Here is a 19,593-nt window from a genome sequence, read left to right on the forward strand (position 1 = left end):
CCGGTAGCCCAGGCTACCGGGTTCTCTTTTGCGACAGGAGGCTGGAATGTCAGACGATGCACGTATGTACAGTTATTCTGCGGTTCTGATGGGCTCCCCCATTCTGCTTAAACTCTTCGAACATAACGAACCTCTTGCTTCCCGCGTTTTCAGCCTGATCAAACAGTATGAAGATCTCCTCACCGTGAATCGTGCCCACTCGCAGGTGATGGATATCAACCAGGCGGCGGGTCAGCAACCGGTGAGTGTGAGTCGCCCGGTGTATGAACTGATCAAATGCGCAAAAGCAGCGAGCCTGGTTGCCGGAGGCGCGTTTAATCTGGCGATTGGCCCACTGGTAAAATGCTGGAAAATTGGCTTTAAAGGCGACCGTGTGCCGCCTGCCGGAGATATTGCGCAGCGCCTGACGCTAACTGACCCGCAAAACGTGGTACTTAATGACGAGCAAACCAGCGTTTTTCTCACTCTGCCCGGGATGGAAATTGACCTGGGGGCGATTGCAAAAGGGTATATCGCTGACCGGGTGCGTGATTATTTACGCCAGCAGGGCGTCACGCTGGGATTAATTAACCTGGGCGGCAATGTCCAGACCCTGGGGTCGCCGGAAGGCGGCTGGTCAATCGGCCTGAAAAAACCGTTCGCCCCGGGTACAGCATTGCTGGGCACCATTGAGGTCATGGGCCAATCTGTTGTTACTTCCGGCGTCTATGAACGTTATTTTGAACAGGACGGTCGCCGCTATCACCATATTCTTGACCCGCGTACCGGCTACCCGCTGGACAACGAACTTGATAGCGTGACTATCATTGCCCGCCAGTCTCTGGATTGCGATATCTGGTCCACGCTGATTTACGGGATGGGCGTTGAGAAAGGCTGCGCGGCGTTGCGCGCACGGTCAGATATAGAAGCAATATTTGTCACCAAACAGCGCGAGATTATTCTCTCATCGGCAAATCATTACCGTTTTACGCTGCTTGATGACGATTACCGTCTTATTGCGCGTACTGTTTAAGCAGGGCGTACTGCTCAGGCAGCAGATGGTAGCGATAAACCGGGCGACCGGTTGCGCCATAGTGAATGCTGGTAAAAAGGATATTGATTTGCGCCAGCCAAATCAGGTACTTACGGCAGGAGACTCGCGAAATACTGACCGCGTTTGCGAGGTCGTCTGTCGAAAATTCACTCTCCTGATGGGTGTCAATCCACTGGCAAATGGTTCGCAGCGTCTGCGGGGTTAAGCCTTTTGGTAGCCGTTTTGTATCAGCAAGCTCAGGGGCACCGCCATGTAACAGGCGGTCAACATCCGCTTGCTCGTAATACTTATGATTACCCATCAATTGTTTTTTCTCTCGCCACCCGGTCAGCGCTTCTTCAAAACGCGGGAACTGGAACGGCTTAATCAGATAATCCACCACGCCATAATGCATTGAAGTCTGGATGGTTTCCGCATCGGAGGCGGAGGAGATCATAATGACATCGATAGCACGTCCCGATGCGCGAATTATCGGCAACAGATCCAGGCCATTATCCTGTTGCATATAGACATCCAGCAGCACCAGGTCAATAGGCTGAATGCTCTCTTCAATTAACTCGCGAGCCTGGCTGAGGGTTGAGGCGATGCCGCAGCAGGTAAACCCATCAACCCGTTCGACATAGAGACGGTTAAGATCGGCCACCATGGCATCATCATCAACAATTAACACATTAATCACTCGGCATTCCTCTCGCTATCCCAGGGGATTTGTACAAAAAATTGAGTAAAGACGCCAGGCTCGGATTCCACGGCAATACTGCCGCCGAGGTTTTCTGTCTGCTGCCGGGCAAGGAAAAGCCCGACGCCGCGATTCTCGCCTTTCGTCGAAAAACCTTTGGTAAAGATGGCATCGATTTTGTCCGGGTCAATACCCGGCCCATCATCACTCACTTCGCTGCTAAGCCAGCCATTCTGATAATGGAGCAGGAGGCTGATTTCACCTTCTGGCTGGCTGGCCATCGCATCGAGGGCGTTCTCAATGAGATTGCCGAGAACCGTCACCAGCACGGCGACCTGCTGCTCATTGGCATTGTCCGGAACCCGCGACTCTTCAGCAAGCGTGAGGGTAATACCGGCTTCTTTTGCGCGGTTAATCTTGCCTAACAGGAACCCTGCGACAATGGGTGATTTTATTTTATGCTGAATCTCACCAATATCGGTCTGATAATTTTGCGCTGTTTGCAGAATGTACTCTTCCAGCTTGTCATAGCGCTTGATATGCAAAAGCCCCAGAATGACATGCAATTTATTCATAAACTCGTGGGACTGGGCGCGCAGGGCGTCAACGTAGTTCACCATCCCATCCATTCGTTGCATAAGCTGGCTGACTTCGGTTTTATCACGAAAAGTACAGATGGCGCCAATCACCCGGCTCTGGCTGAGTACCGGCACCGTGTTGGTCAGTAGCAATCGACCATTGCAGCCAACTTCCTGATCCTGAAGGGCGATACCGCTGGACAGCACTTGCTCCAGTCCGCCCTGTAATGGCGCGTGTGGCGATTCACCTGGCAGGCGGTTGCTTGTCGACAGCAGTATCTGTCGCGCCGTGTGGTTGATAAGCGTGACATTCCCCTGACTATCTACGGCAATGACGCCCTCCTTAAGAGATTGCAGCATGGCCTGGCGTTGTTCAAATAAGGTGGAAATCTCGTAGGGCTCAAGGCCAAACAGAATGTTTTTCAGAACCCTCACCAGTACCCAGGTGCCAAATGTGCCAATAATGGCGCTAAAGAGTACAAACCAGATGGCATTCCAGCGGCTGCGATTGATTTGCGCCTGAACGTCATTCATCGAGATACCGACAATCACCACGCCAATTTGCTGGCGCTGAGTGTTATAAATCGGTGTGAATACGCGCAGCGCTTCTTCAAGTACGCCGTGGTTAACGGAGACGTTTTCCTGGCCGTGCAGGGCAGGTTGTAGATCCTCACCGATAAAGCGCTGGCCGATGCGGCGTGGATCCGGATGCGAATAGCGAATACCGTGCATATCCGTGATAACCGCATACAGCAGATGATTCCGCTGCTTCACATCCATTGTCAGGGGCTGAATGATGTCGCTGTACGATGGCGACAGTAAGCCGCGCTTGATTTCGGGGGAGTCGGCCAGGGTTCTGGCAATGGCGAAGGCGGTATCCTGCAATCCCGTGCGTGTCGCCCTGGTGATTTGCGCAAGATAGAAGGTGTAGATAACCAGCAGGACGGCACCGATAACACCGCAGACCATCAACGTTACCAGAGTACTGAGCTTCATCGGGCGTTTTTGCGCGCCCTGAGGCTGCTGAAAGTCGTGCATCAGGATCCCAGAAATCGGTGATAAAGATGCATTATCGCTGATAAGCAGGATTTCTTAAAGCAGTCTAAACCTTACAAAATCAAACGTCTCTTTGTGACCGTACTCGCAGGTTACCCATATGAAACACTTTATATTGTTCGGTAACTCATAATAAGGAGGCAGTATATGAGCATTAAGCTTACCGATGCAGTCATGGAACGACGCAGTACAGTGACCGCTGATATCGACAGATTGTCCACCGAGGACATGCTCAACGTTATCAATCAGGAAGATAAACGTATTGCCGATGCTATTACCCCTTGTCTGGATGAAATTACCCGTTTAGTTGATCAGGCTACGGCGGCGCTGAGCCGCGGTGGGCGTCTGGTTATTGTTGGCGCAGGAGCGTCGGGGCGCGCGGGCATGTTGGCGGCAAGTGAGTTTACGCCGCAGGGCAATGGCCCGGTGGTTGGGCTTATCGCGGGTGGGCCGCAGGCGATGCTGACTGAAAAAGGTGAAGCCGCTTACGATTATGATCGCGGCGCGCTCGATTTAGAGGCCATTGGTTTCAACGACAAAGATATGCTGCTGGGGTTGACCGTTGGCGGTAAAACGCCGTGGGTATGGGGGGCGTTGCGTCACGCATGGTCGAAAGGGGCACCCGTTGCCGTGATCACCCGCAACCCACAGAGCGAAGCTGCGCAACTGGCTTCGCTGGTTATTGCACCGCAAACCGGGGCCGAAGTGGTGGCAGGTTACGGCGATCCGAAAGCGAACGCCGCGCAGAAGCTGATCCTGAACATGCTAACCACCGGGCTGGCGATTCGCAGTGGTCGGGTTTACAGCAACCTGCGCGTCGATGTACAGGGCGATACCACGCAGTGGTGCGAGCGGCAGATTGCGATAGTGATGGAAGCGGGGAGTTGTTCACGCGCGGTGGCAAAAGCGGCGCTGGAACGTTGCGATCATCATTGTAAAACGGCGATCCTGATGGTGCTCACCGGGATGGAGCCCCAGGATGCGAATGCGCTACTGACGCAAAATAACGGCTTCGTGCGGGTGGCGCTGCAGGAAGCGCCATAAATCAGGCACGTTCAGCAACGAATAAACGATGAACGAATAAAGCCCGCATCGCGGGCTTTAGTGTTTTCGGGAATTAGAACTGATAAGTCAGGCCAACACCCACAACGTCGTCGGTAGAGATGCCGTTGTCTTTGTAGAAATCAGCATCGTTGTCCAGCATGTTGATTTTGTAATCAACATAAGCAGACATGTTTTTGTTGAAGTAGTAGGTTGCTGCTACGGAGATGTAGTTCACCAGCGTTTTGTCGGTGTAGTCGGTCTCGTGGTACTGGCCGTTCCAGTGGTTGTAGCCGCCCAGGTCTTTACCCTTTGAATAAACCCATGCTAAAGACGGACGCAGACCAAAGTCGAACTGGTACTGAGCAACGGCTTCAAAGTTCTGGGTTTTGTTGGCAATACCGCTGTCACCATACGGGGTCATGTTACGGGTTTCCGCATACATCATCGCCAGGTAAACGTTGTTGGCATCGTACTTCATACCTACAGTCCAGGCGTCGGCTTCAGAACCACCTGCAGATTTGCTGTAGCGGTTGTCAATGCCACCTGCAATTGCTTGCTCGTTAGTACGGTCAGAAGAGGAGAATGCTGCGCCGACGCTCAGGCCTTCCAGTACGTCACCGAAGTCATAAGTCGTGGAAATACCGAAGCCGTCGCCGTTCTGGAAGCGAACGTCGTCGTGACCGTTTTTAGTACCTTCCTGATCTTCGCCAGTATTGCTGCCTTCGTTGTTGCCCTGATACTGCAGCGCGAAGTTCCAGCCTTCAACCAGACCGAAGAAGTCGGTATTGCGGTAGGTGGCTACGCCGTTTGCTCGGCCAGTCATGAAGTTATCGGTCCAGGTGTAGGAGTCGCCACCGAAGACTGGCAGCATATCGGTCCAGGCTTCTACGTCGTATACGACGCCGTAGTTACGGCCATAGTCGAATGAACCTGCATCGGTATAACGCAAACCGGCGAAGGCCAGTTTTGCGTACATGTTGTCACTGCCTTCGGTATCGCTTGCTTTTACCTTCATCAGCGCGTTACCGAAACCGGTTAAATCGTTGGTGATCTGGGTTTCGCCTTTGAAGCCCAGCTCGATGATGGTTTCATCGCCATCGTCGCCAGGGTTGTCAGAGAAAGTGTGACGTGCGTCAACCTTTCCATAAATATCAACTTTGTTTCCGTTCTTGTTATACATTTCTGCCGCATTTGCTGCACCAGCCACTAATAACGCCGGAACCAGAATTGCCAATACTTTTCTTTTCATTATTTATTTCCTTTAAATAATAATGTTTATGAATGCTTTTAATTATCTCGGTATTGCGTTGGCGATATTATCGGTAGAGTTCATTTTGTTTTACGATAAAGATGTAACTATTTTATATTAAATATTTCAAATTATTTCAATAATATTAAATATGTATTGTTATGGAAAAATTTATCTTTTTCTTGAATGTATATGGTTGATTTAATAATGATTTTGTATTTTTTATGCATGAGGTATTTGGCGGGTTTATATCTGAAAATAACATCATTCGAGAGCGGGAAACAAAAAAAAGCCCGATAAAAGTATTTATCGGGCCTGCGATAGATGAAAAATTTAACGAGTGCAGTGTAAAACAACAAAAGGCTAATAACGAATTTATGGTTGCACGAAAGAAATAAAAAAGAAAGTCTGAATACGGAGTGATTTATATTAGAGGTGTGAATTTCTTATTTGATATGCATATGGGAAAACTATTTTTATCCGAGAAAAATGACAGCGACAGGGGGAGGGAATGTAGAAACTGTGAGAATCTTCACAAAATTGCCGAAGATCAAATGATCGGCATTTTGCACTTACGCAGGGCTTCCCCACGCTACTCAGGAGAAAAAGAACCGTTATAATGTGACGAAAATCACATTATCTATTATGGCGTGGTATCGATAACGACGATTTTCTTCGCCAGATGAGAGAGTTATATGGAAGAGACGATGACGCGTGGCCCTGGCGGCAAGCTGGCGTTGTGGGTTTTTTATGCGTTTTGCGGCTATTTTGTTTGGGCGATGGTGCGTTACTTTTGGGTTATTAGCGAGGTTGAAACCATCCCAGGCGCAACGCTCGACGGCGAAATCGCTTCAACCACGGGTAAGCTGCTGGCCGCACTGGCTGGTTTTATCGTGCTGGGCATTGTTGGGTTGATCCTGGGGGGGATCGCCTGGTACACCCGTCCGCGTCAGATCCAGGAATGAAGCGTCAAACTAAACTTGCTATGCTCGCGGTCTGAGTACCATTAAAGGCCGTAACGAGATGACTATTGATGTCTGGCAGCAGCGTTTTGAACGCTGGTTTGCGCAAAACTATCCCGCAGGTGACGCAGCCCACGATATTTCCCATTTTCGACGTGTCTGGCACACTGCCAGGCACATCGCAGGGGAAGAACCCGTCTGTTTCCTGGTTCTCCTCACCGCCTGTTATTTCCACGATATTATCAGCCCGCCGAAAAACCATCCTGATCGTTCGCGTGCTTCACGCCTCTCTGCGGAACGGGCGCAGACGATCCTGCGTCAGGATTTCCCCGATTTTCCTGCCGAACACTTTCCTGCGCTGGCGCACGCCATCGAAGCACATAGCTTTAGCGCGCAGATCGTGCCGCTTACCCTGGAGGCAAAGATTGTGCAGGATGCCGATCGCCTTGAAGCGCTGGGCGCAATCGGCCTGGCTCGGGTTTTTGCCGTCTCAGGGGCGATGAACTCGGCGCTTTTCGATGCTGACGATCCTTTCGCTGACCAGCGGGCGCTGGATGATAAACGTTGGGCATTGGATCACTTCCAAACCAAGCTGTTACGTCTGCCGCAAACCATGCAGACAAGAAGAGGGCGAGAGCTTGCGCAACATAATGCTGATTACCTGGTGCAGTTTATGGCCAAACTCAGCGCAGAGTTGAGCGGTGATCCACAGGGACTGGACGAGGCGGTGCTACGCCGATTTACGCCGCCTGAATGAATCTCCTGCTGCAAAGTATGGTAATCTCACGATTATTTGTCTGGTCTGGTTAAATCTATGCAACAGAGTGAGTCACTTCATGCGGCCCCGCACCGGACGGAGGTATCCGATGCCCAGGCGCTGCTTGAGCATGTGCTGGAAATTTACGATCTCAAAACGGTCGTTGCACAACTGAACGCCGTCGGCGAGCAGCACTGGAGCCCGGCGATTGTCAAACGTGTGGTCACGCTGGCGCGGGCGAATACCCGTCTGAGTGAAAATGAGACGGCACAACTGGCGGGCATGTTGCCGCACCCCCCGGCACATCATCCTGATTACGCGTTTCGCTTTGTTGATCTTTTTGCCGGAATCGGCGGCATCCGCCATGGTTTTGAAGCTATCGGCGGGCAGTGCGTTTTCACCAGCGAGTGGAATAAACACGCGGTACGTACCTATAAAGCCAACTGGTACTGTGACCCGAACGAACATCATTTTAATGCCGATATCCGCGATATCACCCTCAGCCATCAACCCTCCGTGAGCGACAGTGACGCTCAGGCACATATTCGTCAGAATATTCCTCAGCATGATGTGCTGCTGGCGGGCTTCCCCTGTCAGCCGTTTTCTCTGGCGGGCGTCTCCAAGAAAAATGCGCTCGGGCGCGCCCACGGTTTTGCCTGTGATACGCAGGGGACGCTGTTTTTTGATGTGGTACGGATAATCGATGCCCGTCGCCCACCGATTTTCGTGCTGGAGAACGTTAAAAACCTCAAAAGCCATGATGGCGGCAAAACCTTCCGCATTATAATGCAAACGCTCGATGAACTGGGCTATGAGGTGGCCGATGCCGCCGATATGGGGGCAGACGATCCGAAAATTATTGATGGCCAGCATTTCCTGCCGCAGCACCGTGAGCGCATTGTGCTGGTAGGGTTCCGCCGTGATTTGGGCCTGCATAAAGGCTTTACTCTGCGCGATATCCCTGACTATTACCCGGCGCGACGCCCGGAGTTTGGTGAGCTGCTGGAGCCAACCGTTGAGGAGAAATTCATTCTCACGCCTGTGTTGTGGAAATACCTCTATCGCTATGCGCGAAAACATCAGGCAAAAGGCAACGGCTTTGGATATGGAATGGTTGATCCCACGCGTCCGGGCAGCGTGGCGCGCACACTTTCCGCACGTTATTACAAAGATGGCGCGGAAATCCTGATCGACCGTGGCTGGGATAAAGCGCTGGGTGAAAAACATTTCGACGATCCGCAAAACCAGCTTCATCGCCCGCGCCGCCTGACGCCGCGAGAATGCGCGCGCCTGATGGGTTTTGAGAAACCGCAGGGCTATCAGTTCCGCATCCCGGTATCGGACACCCAGGCGTACCGCCAGTTTGGTAATTCGGTGGTGGTGCCGGTGTTTGCGGCGGTGGCGCGTCTGCTGCGTTCGCGTATTTTGCAGGCGGTTTCCATGCGAGAAAAAGATGGCGGACGTTCACGATAAAGCCACCCGCAGTAAAAATATGCGGGCGATAGGGACGCGCGATACGGCGATTGAAAAACGCCTCGCCACGCTGCTGACGGAGTGTGGCTTCACCTGGACGGCACAGGAAAAAACGCTGCCCGGGCGTCCCGACTTTGCATTGCACGATTACCGCTGCGTAATTTTTACCCACGGCTGTTTCTGGCATCACCATGACTGCTATCTGTTTAAAGTACCGGCCACGCGCACGGCATTCTGGCTGGCAAAAATCGCCGGCAATGTCGAACGCGATAAGCGTGATGTCGCACGACTGCATCAGCTAGGCTGGCGGGTATTGATTATCTGGGAATGCGCCCTGCGCGGGCGCGAAAAACTGAGCGATCGCGGTCTGAATGAGCGACTGGAAGAGTGGATCTGCGCAGGTGAGGGTAGCGCACAGATCGGCACTCAGGGGATGTCGCAACTGGCGATTACTTCTCTACCTGACACGATGTAACGCTGCTTTTGCCACCCAGAAGATATTTTCCCAGCGTAACCAGTACCACGGCGGTGATGATAATCACCAGCGCCAGCCACTCAACGCCGGATAAGCGTTCGCCGTTAAAGCCAGTCCCCAACAGGACGGCAACCACCGGGTTGACATAGGCGTAGCTGGTAGCGACCGCAGGCGTGACGTTGCGAATTAAGAACATGTAGGCATTGATGGCGATGATCGAGCCGAAAATCGCCAGATACGCCACGGCCAGAAAACCGGAGGTATCCGGCATCGCGGTCAGGCGCTCGCCGGTGAGCCACGAGGCGAACATCAGTACGATACCGGCGGCAAGCATCTCAATCGCGCCCGCCATCATCCCGACCGGTAATTCAATACGGGAGCCGTAAACGGAACCAAATGCCCAGCTCATCGAGCCGATTAAAATCAGCACCGCGCCCCACGGATTTCCGCTCAGGTTGCCGCCGCTGTTGAGCAGGATAATCCCTGCAAGGCCAATGGCGATACCGAGCCACTCCACTTTGCGCGTGGCGATGCCGAAAAAGCGGCTGAAACAGAGCGTGAAGAGGGGGACGGTAGCCACCATGACTGCGGCAATGCCTGAGGGCACGTTTTGGTGTTCCGCGACGGTGACGAGGCCGTTACCCACCGAGAGCAGTAACACGCCAATCAGCGCTGCGTTCAGCAACGGCCGCCATGCGGGGAGGCGATGGCCCGTCAGCAACAGATAACTTAGCAGTAAAATCCCGGCCGAGAGGAAGCGCACGCCAGCCATCATAAACGGCGGCCAACTGGCAACGCCAATGCTGATGGCGAAGTAGGTCGACCCCCAGATTATGTAGAGTGCGAAAAGCGCGCCGACGAGCGGCAAGAGATGTTTAAAACGCATAATTCCTCACGGAGTGTGACAAAGGCGGGATATAGTAAGCGGCAAAACGATCCCCTGGCGAGTGCTTTTATTGGCAGGGTTTATGTTGCATTTGTGTTTGCAGTATGTATGTTATATTTAGCCCAGGCACGTGCTCCATACTGTGTATTGTATAAACAGAATAACGGAAGGAACCCATTGTGGCGGGAAGTAGTTTATTAACCTTACTGGATGATATTGCCACGTTGTTGGATGACATCTCAATGATGGGCAAGCTGGCGGCGAAGAAAACTGCAGGTGTTTTAGGCGATGATCTCTCACTGAATGCGCAGCAGGTTTCAGGTGTGCGCGCAAACCGTGAGTTGCCGGTGGTGTGGAGTGTGGCAAAAGGGTCGCTGTTGAATAAAGTGATTCTGGTGCCCCTGGCCTTGCTGATCAGCGCTTTTATCCCCTGGGCTGTAACGCCGTTATTGATGATTGGCGGCGCTTTTCTCTGCTACGAAGGCGTTGAGAAAGTGGTGCATACGCTCCACGCCCGCAAGCACAAAGAGGACGATGCTGCGCGTCAACAGCGACTGGATGCGATAGCGCAGCAGGATCCCATGGTCTACGAACGGGACAAAGTGAAGGGCGCTGTCCGTACCGACTTTATCCTGTCGGCAGAAATCGTCGCTATCACCCTTGGTATTGTTGCCGATGCACCCTTGCTGAATCAGGTGCTGATCCTCTCTGGTATTGCTCTGCTGGTGACCGTCGGCGTTTACGGGCTGGTGGGGGTTATCGTCAAGCTGGATGATATGGGGTACTGGCTGGCGGAAAAACAGGGCGCGTTAGCTCAGGGCGTTGGCAAAGGGTTACTTTTTGTTGCACCCTGGCTGATGAAAATTTTGTCGGTGGTCGGTACGCTGGCGATGTTTTTAGTCGGTGGCGGCATTGTGGTTCACGGTGTTGCACCGTTACATCATGCGATTGAAAGCTTTGCCGCCGGGCAGGGCGCGCTGATGGCGATGTTATTGCCGACGCTGATGAATCTGGTTCTTGGCTTTATTATTGGTGCTGTGGTCGTGGTTGCGGTGAATGGCATCAACCGCCTGCGCGGGCAAGAAGGATAAAAAGTGCGCGCCGACTACGCAAACTCCTCTGCGATCGTCTAATGTGAAATTGTTTCACTCTGATACCGGAGGCACTATGGTCTTTTTGGTCAGTGATGAAGTTCGCTCAAAAAATGGCGGTCAGCGGATGGTCGTCACGGGGTATTCCAGCGGTATGGTTGAATGCCGCTGGTATGATGGTTTTGGCGTCAAGCGGGAAGCGTTCCGCGAAGATGAGCTTATGCCCGGTGGTAAATCGTCACAGGAAAAGAGATAGTGAAGAGCCCGGCGCAGGCCGGGCTTTTTGTCACCAGGCAGTATTGTAAGCCGGGTAAACACAGCGCTGTTCGGTGAAATGGTTAACAGGAGTGAGTACGTTGTCTGTCCATCAGGAGTTTCGCAGGGAGTTTTTGTGCATCCCGTAGCCCCCGAAAAATCCCCCGGTTGGTTAAGAAAACTCGGCCAGCAATCCAGACCTGGCAGGGTGGTTAACATTTGCTTTTGCGTGGTTCTGCTGTTTTCAACACTACTGACGTGGCGTGAAACGGTGGTGCTGGAAGAGGCATATATTGCCAACCAACGTAACAATCTGGAAAACGTTGTTCGCGAGATGGACGCGCAATTGCAATTCAACGTCGATCGCCTGCTGTTTTTCCGCAATGGAATGCAGGCCGCTTTGCAGACGCCGCTTGCTATTGCGGTGCTGCGTGATTCTGAAAAGGAGTTCTCCCGCAAGCGTCACCTGCCAGACTGGCATATCGTACTGGATAATCGACGCACGCTGCCGCTGAATGGCGTCTCGGATGCGTTTGTCGAACAGACCCATTTTTTGTCCCGTGATAACCCGTTGCTGGGGAATGAATTTACCGCCGCGATGGAGTTAGGCTATTTGCTGCGGCTTTCGTCGATTACCGGCCACCATCTTTCACGTTTTTCCCCGCGGATGCTTTACGTTTCGCGTGCGGGGTTTTTCCTCAGCAACGAACCCGTCACGAAAAATATCACCGAGCAATATTACGGGCTGGTGACCAGCCCCTGGTTTACCCAGCAATCTGAACGCAGCAACCCGGGGAGGGGCGTGCGCTGGTACACCACTTTCTCAGATGATAAACAGCATGAAGCGCAACAGGTTACCGCCTCCGTCTCGCTGAACGCTCAGAATTACTGGTTTGGCGTACTGGCTACACAACTGTCGGTGAGCGATATGGGGGCGTTCCTGCTGCACGCGGTTGAAGGTGAAACGGAAGGTGAATATCAACTCTATGATAGCCGTATGAACCTGATAGCCTCTTCGGAAAAGCAGGTTGTGCCATTATCGCCGCAGCTTCAGGCGCAGCTTGCCAATGCGTATGAAAAGGATAACAACGGTAGCCTGCGGGAAATGACGCGTTATATCAGTTGGGAGAAGTTGCGTAATTTCGATGGTGTTCTGCTGCGGATCCACAGTCTGAATGAGGGGTTGCGCGGTGATTTCGGCCGTATCAGCATCGCACTGACGCTTCTGTGGGTGCTGTTTACCGGCATGCTGATCCTCTCCTGGGTGGTTATCCGCCAGATGGTCAGCAATATGTACACTCTGCAGGAGTCGTTGCAGTGGCGCGCCTGGTACGATGCGCTGACGCGGCTCTACAATCGTGGCGCGCTGTTTGAACGTGCGGCCACGGCGTCAGCGTTGTGCCGCCAGGAAGGAAAACCGCTGGCGGTTCTGCAACTCGACCTCGATCACTTTAAGTCAATCAACGATCACTACGGACATCAGGCGGGAGACCGGGTGCTTGCGCATATCGCCCGCCTGATCGCCAATAAAATACGCGAAGGCGATATCGCCGGGCGTGTGGGCGGTGAAGAGTTTTGTGTCGTATTGCCTAACGCGACTCTGGCGCATGCTCGTGAGATCGCGGAGCGGATCCGCGAGAGTATTAACAGCCGGGAGATCCTGGTATCGAAAGGGCAAACCATTCGGGTCAGCGCTTCAGTGGGTGTTTCTGCCAGCAATGAGCATCATCGTTATGATTTTGCCCATTTGCAGTCCGTTGCCGACCGCCGTCTCTACCTGGCGAAAGAGGCCGGACGCAATCAGGTGCGCGCAGAAGATTAGCCGCCGAGGAAATGATTTATTCCTTCGCTCCAGCCGTGCGGGCCGCGCTGCTCTGTGTGATAGACCCGTTGTGGGTCATCATTTTGCAACTGAACGCCCGCGCGGCTCAGGCTTTTGATGACCACCGCGTAGTCGGTGGCGTCCAGTAGCTCTGCGTCATTGGGGCCGTCGCCAAGGCCAATTGCGAGACGATCGTGGCCTTCGCGCTGTAACATTCGCCGACGTAAAAAACTGACTGCCTGGGCTTTCCCGCTCTGCTCATCCAGCACGTGCCAGAAACGCGCACCTTGAATAAAGCGCAGCCCAAGCTGCTGGAGCTTCGCCGAAAATGCCGCCATGCGTTCATCTGAATCACGCCAGATAAGCGTCTCAGAGGCTTCCTGAAGACGTGCCAGCGCAGCATGTTTGTGATCCAGTCCCGTCCACTCGCTAAACACCTGTTCATCGACATCAGAAATGGTCGTAAATTTATAGCCATCGCGTTCGCGCAGATGCTGAAGGACGCTAAGAATCTCTGCATGAGGTGCGCCCTTGATAAGCCTCGGCCAGGACTCATCGTCCCGCCACTGTGCGTCAAGCTGGATCACCGCACCGTTCTCGGCGATGAAAGGACGCCCTTCGAGGCCTATCTCTTTTTGGATCAACAGCATTTCCGCAGCCGTTTTGCTGCTGCACAGAATAACCGGAACATGCTGCTGCTTAAGGCGCATCAGCCATAGCGCGGCGGGCTGCCAGTCGTAACTGTGGCTATCCAGCAGAGAACCATCAAGATCGGTAAAAATCACCAGCGGCTGTTGCGGGTCAAACATAAGTTCTCCTAATGCACGCGCTCTTCGTTAAGAAAAGTCTCAAATTTTCGTCAGGGCATATTTGAGATAAAACTGACGGCAACCCGCGTCACCCGCTGTATCAGGTGCCCACTGCAAAAGCATTGTTTGTGAAAGGATTAATTGGCGCAGTGAATAAATCTTGTCATAAGATATAAACGCGGATAATGTTTTACCCACATCAGATTTCCTGGTGTAACGAATTTTCGATGACTTCTTGCAGATGCAAGTTTGATCCCGACTCCTCAAGCGTCGGGATTTTTTTATCCTACCCGTCAGCGATTGCTTTCCGTCACGCTAAAATCGTGAATATCCAGCTCAAACGCTTCTGCCAGCTCACGCCAGGTATGGTATTCGCGGCCATCCACACTCACATGGTAGGGGTCATCCGCGGTGCGGTGGATTTCGCTTTCGCTGATCTCATTGATCGCCGCAAGCAGCGCATCAACATTGACACCATTGGTCGCTTTGGCATTGTTCATCATCACTACCTCTTACAGCCCGTGCAATAATAAGTATATCTGCCATTTATTAATGTGCTTATTTTATGAGCGACATGGTGGCTGGTGAAGAAAGCAGCAGTTATGCAGTAAGGCGCTGTCAGCGGGGAAGTTTTGTTCTACACTGGGCTAAAACGTTGAGGAGTGTACATATGCAGGTGAATGATCGTGTTACGGTCAAAACGGATGGCGGCCCACGCCGATCGGGCGTCGTGCTGGCGATTGAGCAGTTTAGTGAAGGAACGATGTATCTGGTCTCGCTGGAAGATTATCCGCTCGGCATCTGGTTTTTTAATGAAAACGGCCACCCGGACGGCATTTTTGTAGAGAAAGTTGATTAACGCGTGGTTGAATTGACTGGCGGTATTATCCGCCAGTAAGCCGACATTAACGCATATTCACGTAAATACCGGAGGTAACATTCTCTGCTAAACGCACAACATGATAGATCACCTGCTTATTATGCGTTTTAATTTTCCTCTTGATATTACCCTTATGTGACGATACCGTTTTGGCCTTAATATTCATCTGGTCGGATATCTGAATCGTTCCCTGTCCCGACATCCACATCCGTAACATGCTCGATTCCGTGCGACTTAATGACAAAGTTGACATGTTGATCTGTTTTACGTTGTCAGTTTCTTTTTTCAGATAATTCCCTAAAATATCATCTAACGTTTCTGGTTTGATCGACTTGGAGCTAATTAACAGATTACTCCTAACCAGTAAATATTCATCAAAATGGATATTTGCAATCGCCATAAAAACGATAAACAGCGTCCTGGGGTGTTGATTAATGATTTGTTTGATGTGCTGACTGCTTTGCGAATCATGGATAAAACAGTCTTCATTAATGAACACCACAGACGGGCGGCGGGCTGTACACAAAGCTGCTAATCCGTCGACGTCGCTAACGTTATCAATATCGCGCTTCTTAACCCCTCGACTCGTCAAGTACCCTGTCAATCCTAGCCGGGTGTAACTGCATAGATCCATAATAATCGTTGACATGGCATACCCTCACTCAATGCGTAACGATAATTAACCCCATGCCTGAGCGCTCCATAACTGTCTGGCTAAATTAATAAATCAAAGAGCAGGGTGAAGACGATCAGGCGGCCTCAACTATCCCGTAAAGTTACGTATAATTTGCCAGGAATCATCTCAAAGTAAAGTAAATGTTATGTTATGTGAGGAGGGTAAAAACAAATAATCCGCGCCAGATATATCCTGGTTGATGTTTTAGATAATTTATTTTAGGAATTTCCTTACAATAACGGAGAGGGAATTATCGAGAGTTGAGTTGCGGTAACTCGCTGATAATATCGGCTAAAAGATCGAATATTTCGCTAAATAAATGTTCACAAAAAGGTGCAATCAATGGCATTAACGCCGCCATTAATAATATCCCTACAGTTAATGTGACCGGAAAGCCAATCACGAATACGGATAACTGTGGTGCCATACGATTAAGCATACCTAATGCAAGGTTAACCGTGAGCAGCAGTGTAATGACCGGTAACGCCAGCATCAGGCCGTTGAGAAAGATAAGCCCTCCGGCGCGGGAGAGCGCCAGAAACGCATTGCTGTTAATCGGCTCGCCGCCAATGGGGAGGGTGTGAAATGTATCGACCAGCAGCGAAATGAGCCATAAATGGCCATTAAAAACGAGAAAAAGCAGCATCGCGAGCATATCCATAATGCGCGCCAGCACCGGCATGTTCAGGTTACTGCCCGGGTCGACAAAGGTCGCGAACGATAGCCCCATTTGCAGACCGATGATCTCCCCGGCGGTTCGCACGGCGGCGAAGGCGAACTGCATGGTAAAGCCGAGAGCGATGCCGATCAGAATCTGTTGCAGCGCCAGCCACAGCGCATCGGGTGAAAATAGCGGGACATCCGGCACGGGTATTGAGGGTGCGATAACCACCGTGATCACCAGCCCCAGCCCGAGTTTGACCCGTTTGGGCACGGTTCGCTCGCTTAATATGGGGGCTGTCGAAATCAGCGCCAGTACGCGCAGCAGCGGCCAGAAGTAGAGACTTAGCCAGTGGATCCACTGGTCGCTGGTGATGTTAATCATCGTGGTTAGCCGATGATGTAAGGGATGTTATTGAACAGGGTGCGGACATAATCCAGCAGGAGGTTGAGCATCCACGGCCCGGCGATAACAATAGCAATAAACACGGCAATAATTTTGGGGATGAATGACAGGGTCATTTCGTTAATTTGCGTCGCCGCCTGCAAAATACTGATCACAAGGCCGGTTATCAACGCGACCAACAGCAGCGGGGCGGCCAGCGCCAGGGCGACTTTCATCGCCTCGGTGCCCATCATCATCACCGATTCTGGTGTCATGGCATGCTCCTGTTAACTGTAAAAACTCTGCGCCAGCGAACCGACCAGCAGTTGCCAGCCGTCGACCAGTACGAACAGCATCAGCTTAAATGGCAGCGCGATGGTGGCAGGCGGCACCATCATCATCCCCAACGCCATCAGTACGCTTGCGATCACCAGGTCAATAATCAGGAACGGGATGAAAATGGTGAAACCAATCTGGAATGCCGTTTTGAGTTCACTGGTTACGTAGGCGGGCAGCAAAATGCGCAGCGGTACCGCTTCCGGCCCCTCTAATGGCGCGCTGTTCGCCAGGCGGGCAAACAGCGCCAGATCGGCTTCTCGCGTCTGGCGCAGCATAAATTCTCGCAGCGGCTGCGAGCCTTTATCCATTGCTTCCTGTAATGAGATTTTATCCTCACTGAAAGGCTGATACGCCTCGGTGTAAATTTTATCGATAACCGGCGACATGATAAAAAAGGTCAAAAACAGCGCCAGCCCCAGCAACACCTGGTTTGGTGGGGCGGAAGGGGTACCGAGGGCGTTACGCAGCAGGCCAAAAACGATGATGATGCGGGTGAAGCTGGTCATCATCAGCAGGATGGCGGGAATGAAGGTCAGCGAGGTGATAAACACCAGCGTCTGTACCGGCAAAGACCAGCTCTGGCCCCCGCCTGGCAGCGGCTGGCTCACCAGCCCCGGTAACTGGGCGAACGCCGCCGGAGAGAGCAACCACAGCGCGGCAAACAGAACAGGGAGAAAACGGCGCATCAGGATCTCCGGGGACGCTGTAAAACGTTTTTCATCAGTGATGAAAAGTCGGGGGAAGAGGTTGGGGCAGGCTCCGGCGATGCGGGAGGTAGCGTATGCAGTAACGTGACCTGATTGGCCGTGACACCCAGCACCAGCCGCGCATCTTCTACGTTAACCACCACTACGCGTTCGCGCGGGCCAAGAGAGGCGCTGGCGCTCACCTTCAGCCCCTGTATACCGCGTGTATTTGCGCCGCTAATGCCAAGACGCTTGACCAGCCACGCACCGGCGAGGATCAGTACGATTATTCCCAGCAGCGCGCCGCTCACCTGGATTAACGGCGAGGCATCGGGCGCAGAGGCGTGTGCAACGGTGGCGTGGGTTGGGCTTTTCATGGTTAACGACTCAGGCGCCGCATACGCTCGGAGGGCGTAATGATATCGGTGATCCGCACACCATATTTATCCGCCACTACCACCACTTCGCCCTGGGCAATCAGGTAGCCGTTAATCAGAATGTCGAGGGGTTCGCCCGCTAAACCATCCAGCGCCACGACGGAACCCTGTGTCAGACGCAGTAATTCTTTTATGGTCATCCGGGTGCGGCCCAGTTCAACGGTCAGCTTAACCGGGATATCCATAATCAAATCGATATCCTGTAATGTCCCGCTGACATCGCCGCCGCCAAGCTGCTGGAACACGGCATCCGCCGCGCTTTTATTGCCGGTAGCTTGTTGCTCATTCAACGCTTCAGCCCACAGATCGTCCATTGCGCCATTGTTGTCGTCGGACGGATTATTCATATCACTCATTTGGGCTGTTCCTCATTCAGCGAATTTAAAATCGGGTTAATCAGGTGTTCGACGCGTAACGCATACTGACCCTTCACGGTGCCGTACTGACTGGTGAGCACCGGCACGCCATCGACATGAGCGATAATGCGATCGGGCTTTTCAATCGGCAGCACATCGCCGGGTTTCAGTTTCAGGATCTGCGACAGGCGCAGGGAGATATCGGCAAAACTGGCAACCAGTTCCAGTTCTGAATGTTGCACCTGGCGCACCAGATTTTCGCGCCAGTTCTGATCCTCATGGCGCGAGTTCTCCAGTGGCGGATTAACCAGCAATTCCCGCAGCGGTTCAATCATGCTGAATGGCAGGCAGATATTGAACTCGCCGGTCAGGTTGCCAATTTCGACGTGAAACGGCGTATTGACCACGATGTCGTTTGGCGACGTGGTGATGTTGGTAAATTTCACCTGCATTTCGGAGCGGACGTACTCCACTTCGAGCGGGTTAATCGCCTTCCACGCGTCGCTGTAGCCTTCCAGCGCTAACTTCAACATTCGGTTGATAACGCGCTGTTCCGTATGAGTAAACTCGCGGCCTTCCACTTTGGTCGGGAAACGCCCGTCGCCGCCAAACAGGTTGTCGACGGCAATAAACACCAGACCCGGGGAGAAGACGAACAGCCCGGTACCGCGCAGCGGTTTCAGGTGGATCAGGTTCAGGTTGGTCGGCACCGGCAGGTTGCGCGCAAATTCATGATAGGGCTGAATTTTAATTGCCCCGACGGTAATATCCGGGCTGCGGCGCAGCAGGTTGAATAACCCCATGCGGAACTGGCGCGCGAAACGCTCGTTGATGATCTCCAGCGCCTGTAAACGTTCGCGCACCACGCGGCGCTGGGTATTCGGGTCATAGGGACGAATATCGTTTTCGCCCGTCACGCCCACCTGCGGTTCGTTGCTGTTATCGCTATCGCCGTTTAGCAGGGCGTCGATTTCGGCTTGTGAAAGAATGCTATCGCCCATGGGA

At 52.6% G+C, this 19,593-nt stretch carries 24 protein-coding genes; 10 read left to right on the forward strand and 14 right to left on the reverse strand.

Features of this window, described 5'->3' with window-relative positions:
* The first annotated feature begins 46 nt into the window (after positions 1-46).
* Positions 47-1,012: an FAD:protein FMN transferase gene (locus tag VSR74_RS15730; RefSeq protein WP_347795578.1), complete on the forward strand. Its 966-nt coding sequence runs from the start codon at positions 47-49 to the stop codon at positions 1,010-1,012.
* Here VSR74_RS15730 and dcuR read toward each other — a convergent pair.
* Positions 993-1,712 (reverse strand): two-component system response regulator DcuR, encoded by a 720-nt coding sequence (gene dcuR, locus VSR74_RS15735; protein ID WP_347795579.1) that lies wholly within the window; start codon positions 1,710-1,712, stop codon positions 993-995. The two genes, VSR74_RS15730 and dcuR, sit on opposite strands and share 20 nt — an antisense overlap.
* Complete coding sequence (locus VSR74_RS15740; RefSeq protein ID WP_347795580.1) at positions 1,709-3,328, reverse strand: sensor histidine kinase; 1,620 nt, start codon at positions 3,326-3,328, stop codon at positions 1,709-1,711. Before VSR74_RS15740 ends, dcuR begins: the two co-directional genes overlap by 4 nt.
* A gap of 165 nt (positions 3,329-3,493) precedes the next feature.
* Between VSR74_RS15740 and VSR74_RS15745 the strand changes: the two genes are divergently transcribed.
* Complete coding sequence (locus VSR74_RS15745; protein WP_347795581.1) at positions 3,494-4,390, forward strand: N-acetylmuramic acid 6-phosphate etherase; 897 nt, start codon at positions 3,494-3,496, stop codon at positions 4,388-4,390.
* 73 nt (positions 4,391-4,463) lie between these two features.
* Here the strand turns inward: VSR74_RS15745 and ompC are convergent, their stop codons facing one another.
* Positions 4,464-5,639: a porin OmpC gene (gene ompC / locus VSR74_RS15750; RefSeq protein ID WP_347795582.1), complete on the reverse strand. Its 1,176-nt coding sequence runs from the start codon at positions 5,637-5,639 to the stop codon at positions 4,464-4,466.
* Positions 5,640-6,334: 695 nt separating this feature from the next.
* Here ompC and drpB point away from each other — a divergent pair.
* Genes drpB through VSR74_RS15770 form a run of 4 tightly spaced genes read left to right on the forward strand, consistent with a single transcriptional unit; the run spans position 6,335 to position 9,306 of the window.
* A complete protein-coding gene (drpB, locus tag VSR74_RS15755) occupies positions 6,335-6,604 on the forward strand; it encodes a cell division protein DrpB (protein ID WP_347795583.1) in 270 nt (89 codons plus the stop codon).
* A 58-nt stretch (positions 6,605-6,662) separates the two neighbouring features.
* Entirely contained in the window at positions 6,663-7,358 is a 696-nt protein-coding gene (locus VSR74_RS15760; protein ID WP_347795584.1) for a phosphohydrolase, read from the forward strand.
* 57 nt (positions 7,359-7,415) lie between these two features.
* Positions 7,416-8,831 (forward strand): DNA cytosine methyltransferase, encoded by a 1,416-nt coding sequence (locus tag VSR74_RS15765; protein WP_347795585.1) that lies wholly within the window; start codon positions 7,416-7,418, stop codon positions 8,829-8,831.
* Positions 8,812-9,306, forward strand: a complete 495-nt coding sequence (locus tag VSR74_RS15770) for a very short patch repair endonuclease (protein WP_347795586.1) — start codon at positions 8,812-8,814, stop codon at positions 9,304-9,306. The genes VSR74_RS15765 and VSR74_RS15770 overlap by 20 nt, the downstream gene beginning before the upstream one ends.
* On the opposite strand, the gene yedA is transcribed toward VSR74_RS15770, so the two are convergent.
* The gene (gene yedA / locus VSR74_RS15775; RefSeq protein ID WP_347795587.1) at positions 9,281-10,192 is read right to left on the reverse strand and encodes a drug/metabolite exporter YedA; all 912 of its coding nucleotides are present in this window, start codon (positions 10,190-10,192) and stop codon (positions 9,281-9,283) included. The genes VSR74_RS15770 and yedA overlap by 26 nt on opposite strands.
* A 179-nt stretch (positions 10,193-10,371) precedes the next feature.
* Here yedA and VSR74_RS15780 point away from each other — a divergent pair, with 179 nt between their 5' ends.
* From VSR74_RS15780 to dgcQ, 3 genes are all read left to right on the forward strand, one after another.
* Complete coding sequence (locus tag VSR74_RS15780) at positions 10,372-11,283, forward strand: DUF808 family protein (protein ID WP_347795588.1); 912 nt, start codon at positions 10,372-10,374, stop codon at positions 11,281-11,283.
* Positions 11,284-11,359: 76 nt separating this feature from the next.
* The gene (locus VSR74_RS15785; protein WP_347795589.1) at positions 11,360-11,539 is read left to right on the forward strand and encodes a YodC family protein; all 180 of its coding nucleotides are present in this window, start codon (positions 11,360-11,362) and stop codon (positions 11,537-11,539) included.
* 78 nt (positions 11,540-11,617) lie between these two features.
* On the forward strand, positions 11,618-13,360 hold the full coding sequence (dgcQ, locus tag VSR74_RS15790; protein WP_411914260.1) for a cellulose biosynthesis regulator diguanylate cyclase DgcQ: 1,743 nt from the start codon (positions 11,618-11,620) through the stop codon (positions 13,358-13,360).
* On the opposite strand, the gene VSR74_RS15795 is transcribed toward dgcQ, so the two are convergent.
* The 3 genes from VSR74_RS15795 to VSR74_RS15805 form a co-directional block, all read right to left on the reverse strand.
* A complete protein-coding gene (locus VSR74_RS15795) occupies positions 13,357-14,169 on the reverse strand; it encodes a mannosyl-3-phosphoglycerate phosphatase-related protein (protein ID WP_347795591.1) in 813 nt (270 codons plus the stop codon). The two genes, dgcQ and VSR74_RS15795, sit on opposite strands and share 4 nt — an antisense overlap.
* Before the next feature lie 39 nt (positions 14,170-14,208).
* The gene (locus tag VSR74_RS15800; protein WP_347795592.1) at positions 14,209-14,367 is read right to left on the reverse strand and encodes a hypothetical protein; all 159 of its coding nucleotides are present in this window, start codon (positions 14,365-14,367) and stop codon (positions 14,209-14,211) included.
* Between the two features lie 95 nt (positions 14,368-14,462).
* Entirely contained in the window at positions 14,463-14,672 is a 210-nt protein-coding gene (locus VSR74_RS15805) for a YodD family protein (protein ID WP_347795593.1), read from the reverse strand.
* Positions 14,673-14,839: 167 nt separating this feature from the next.
* On the opposite strand from VSR74_RS15805, the gene dsrB reads away from it, so the two are divergent.
* Positions 14,840-15,028 carry a protein DsrB gene (dsrB, locus tag VSR74_RS15810; protein ID WP_112296194.1) on the forward strand — a complete coding sequence of 63 codons (189 nt, stop codon included), beginning with the start codon at positions 14,840-14,842 and terminating at the stop codon, positions 15,026-15,028.
* A 46-nt stretch (positions 15,029-15,074) separates the two neighbouring features.
* Here dsrB and rcsA read toward each other — a convergent pair whose 3' ends face one another.
* The 7 genes from rcsA to fliM form a co-directional block, all read right to left on the reverse strand.
* Positions 15,075-15,698, reverse strand: coding sequence for a transcriptional regulator RcsA (gene rcsA / locus VSR74_RS15815; protein ID WP_347795594.1), 624 nt, complete (start codon positions 15,696-15,698; stop codon positions 15,075-15,077).
* A 277-nt stretch (positions 15,699-15,975) separates the two neighbouring features.
* The gene (gene fliR / locus VSR74_RS15820) at positions 15,976-16,770 is read right to left on the reverse strand and encodes a flagellar biosynthetic protein FliR (RefSeq protein WP_347795595.1); all 795 of its coding nucleotides are present in this window, start codon (positions 16,768-16,770) and stop codon (positions 15,976-15,978) included.
* A 5-nt stretch (positions 16,771-16,775) separates the two neighbouring features.
* Positions 16,776-17,045 carry a flagellar biosynthesis protein FliQ gene (gene fliQ / locus VSR74_RS15825; RefSeq protein WP_015963938.1) on the reverse strand — a complete coding sequence of 90 codons (270 nt, stop codon included), beginning with the start codon at positions 17,043-17,045 and terminating at the stop codon, positions 16,776-16,778.
* Between the two features lie 12 nt (positions 17,046-17,057).
* Positions 17,058-17,795, reverse strand: a complete 738-nt coding sequence (gene fliP / locus VSR74_RS15830; protein ID WP_347795596.1) for a flagellar type III secretion system pore protein FliP — start codon at positions 17,793-17,795, stop codon at positions 17,058-17,060.
* Complete coding sequence (gene fliO / locus VSR74_RS15835; RefSeq protein WP_347795597.1) at positions 17,795-18,172, reverse strand: flagellar biosynthetic protein FliO; 378 nt, start codon at positions 18,170-18,172, stop codon at positions 17,795-17,797. The genes fliP and fliO overlap by 1 nt, the downstream gene beginning before the upstream one ends.
* Positions 18,173-18,174: 2 nt before the next feature.
* Positions 18,175-18,588 carry a flagellar motor switch protein FliN gene (fliN, locus tag VSR74_RS15840; protein ID WP_347795598.1) on the reverse strand — a complete coding sequence of 138 codons (414 nt, stop codon included), beginning with the start codon at positions 18,586-18,588 and terminating at the stop codon, positions 18,175-18,177.
* Entirely contained in the window at positions 18,585-19,589 is a 1,005-nt protein-coding gene (gene fliM, locus VSR74_RS15845; protein ID WP_347795599.1) for a flagellar motor switch protein FliM, read from the reverse strand. The genes fliN and fliM overlap by 4 nt, the downstream gene beginning before the upstream one ends.
* Between the last annotated feature and the right edge of the window lie 4 nt (positions 19,590-19,593).

Source organism: Pseudocitrobacter cyperus (assembly GCF_039889165.1).
Classification (GTDB): domain Bacteria; phylum Pseudomonadota; class Gammaproteobacteria; order Enterobacterales; family Enterobacteriaceae; genus Pseudocitrobacter; species Pseudocitrobacter cyperus.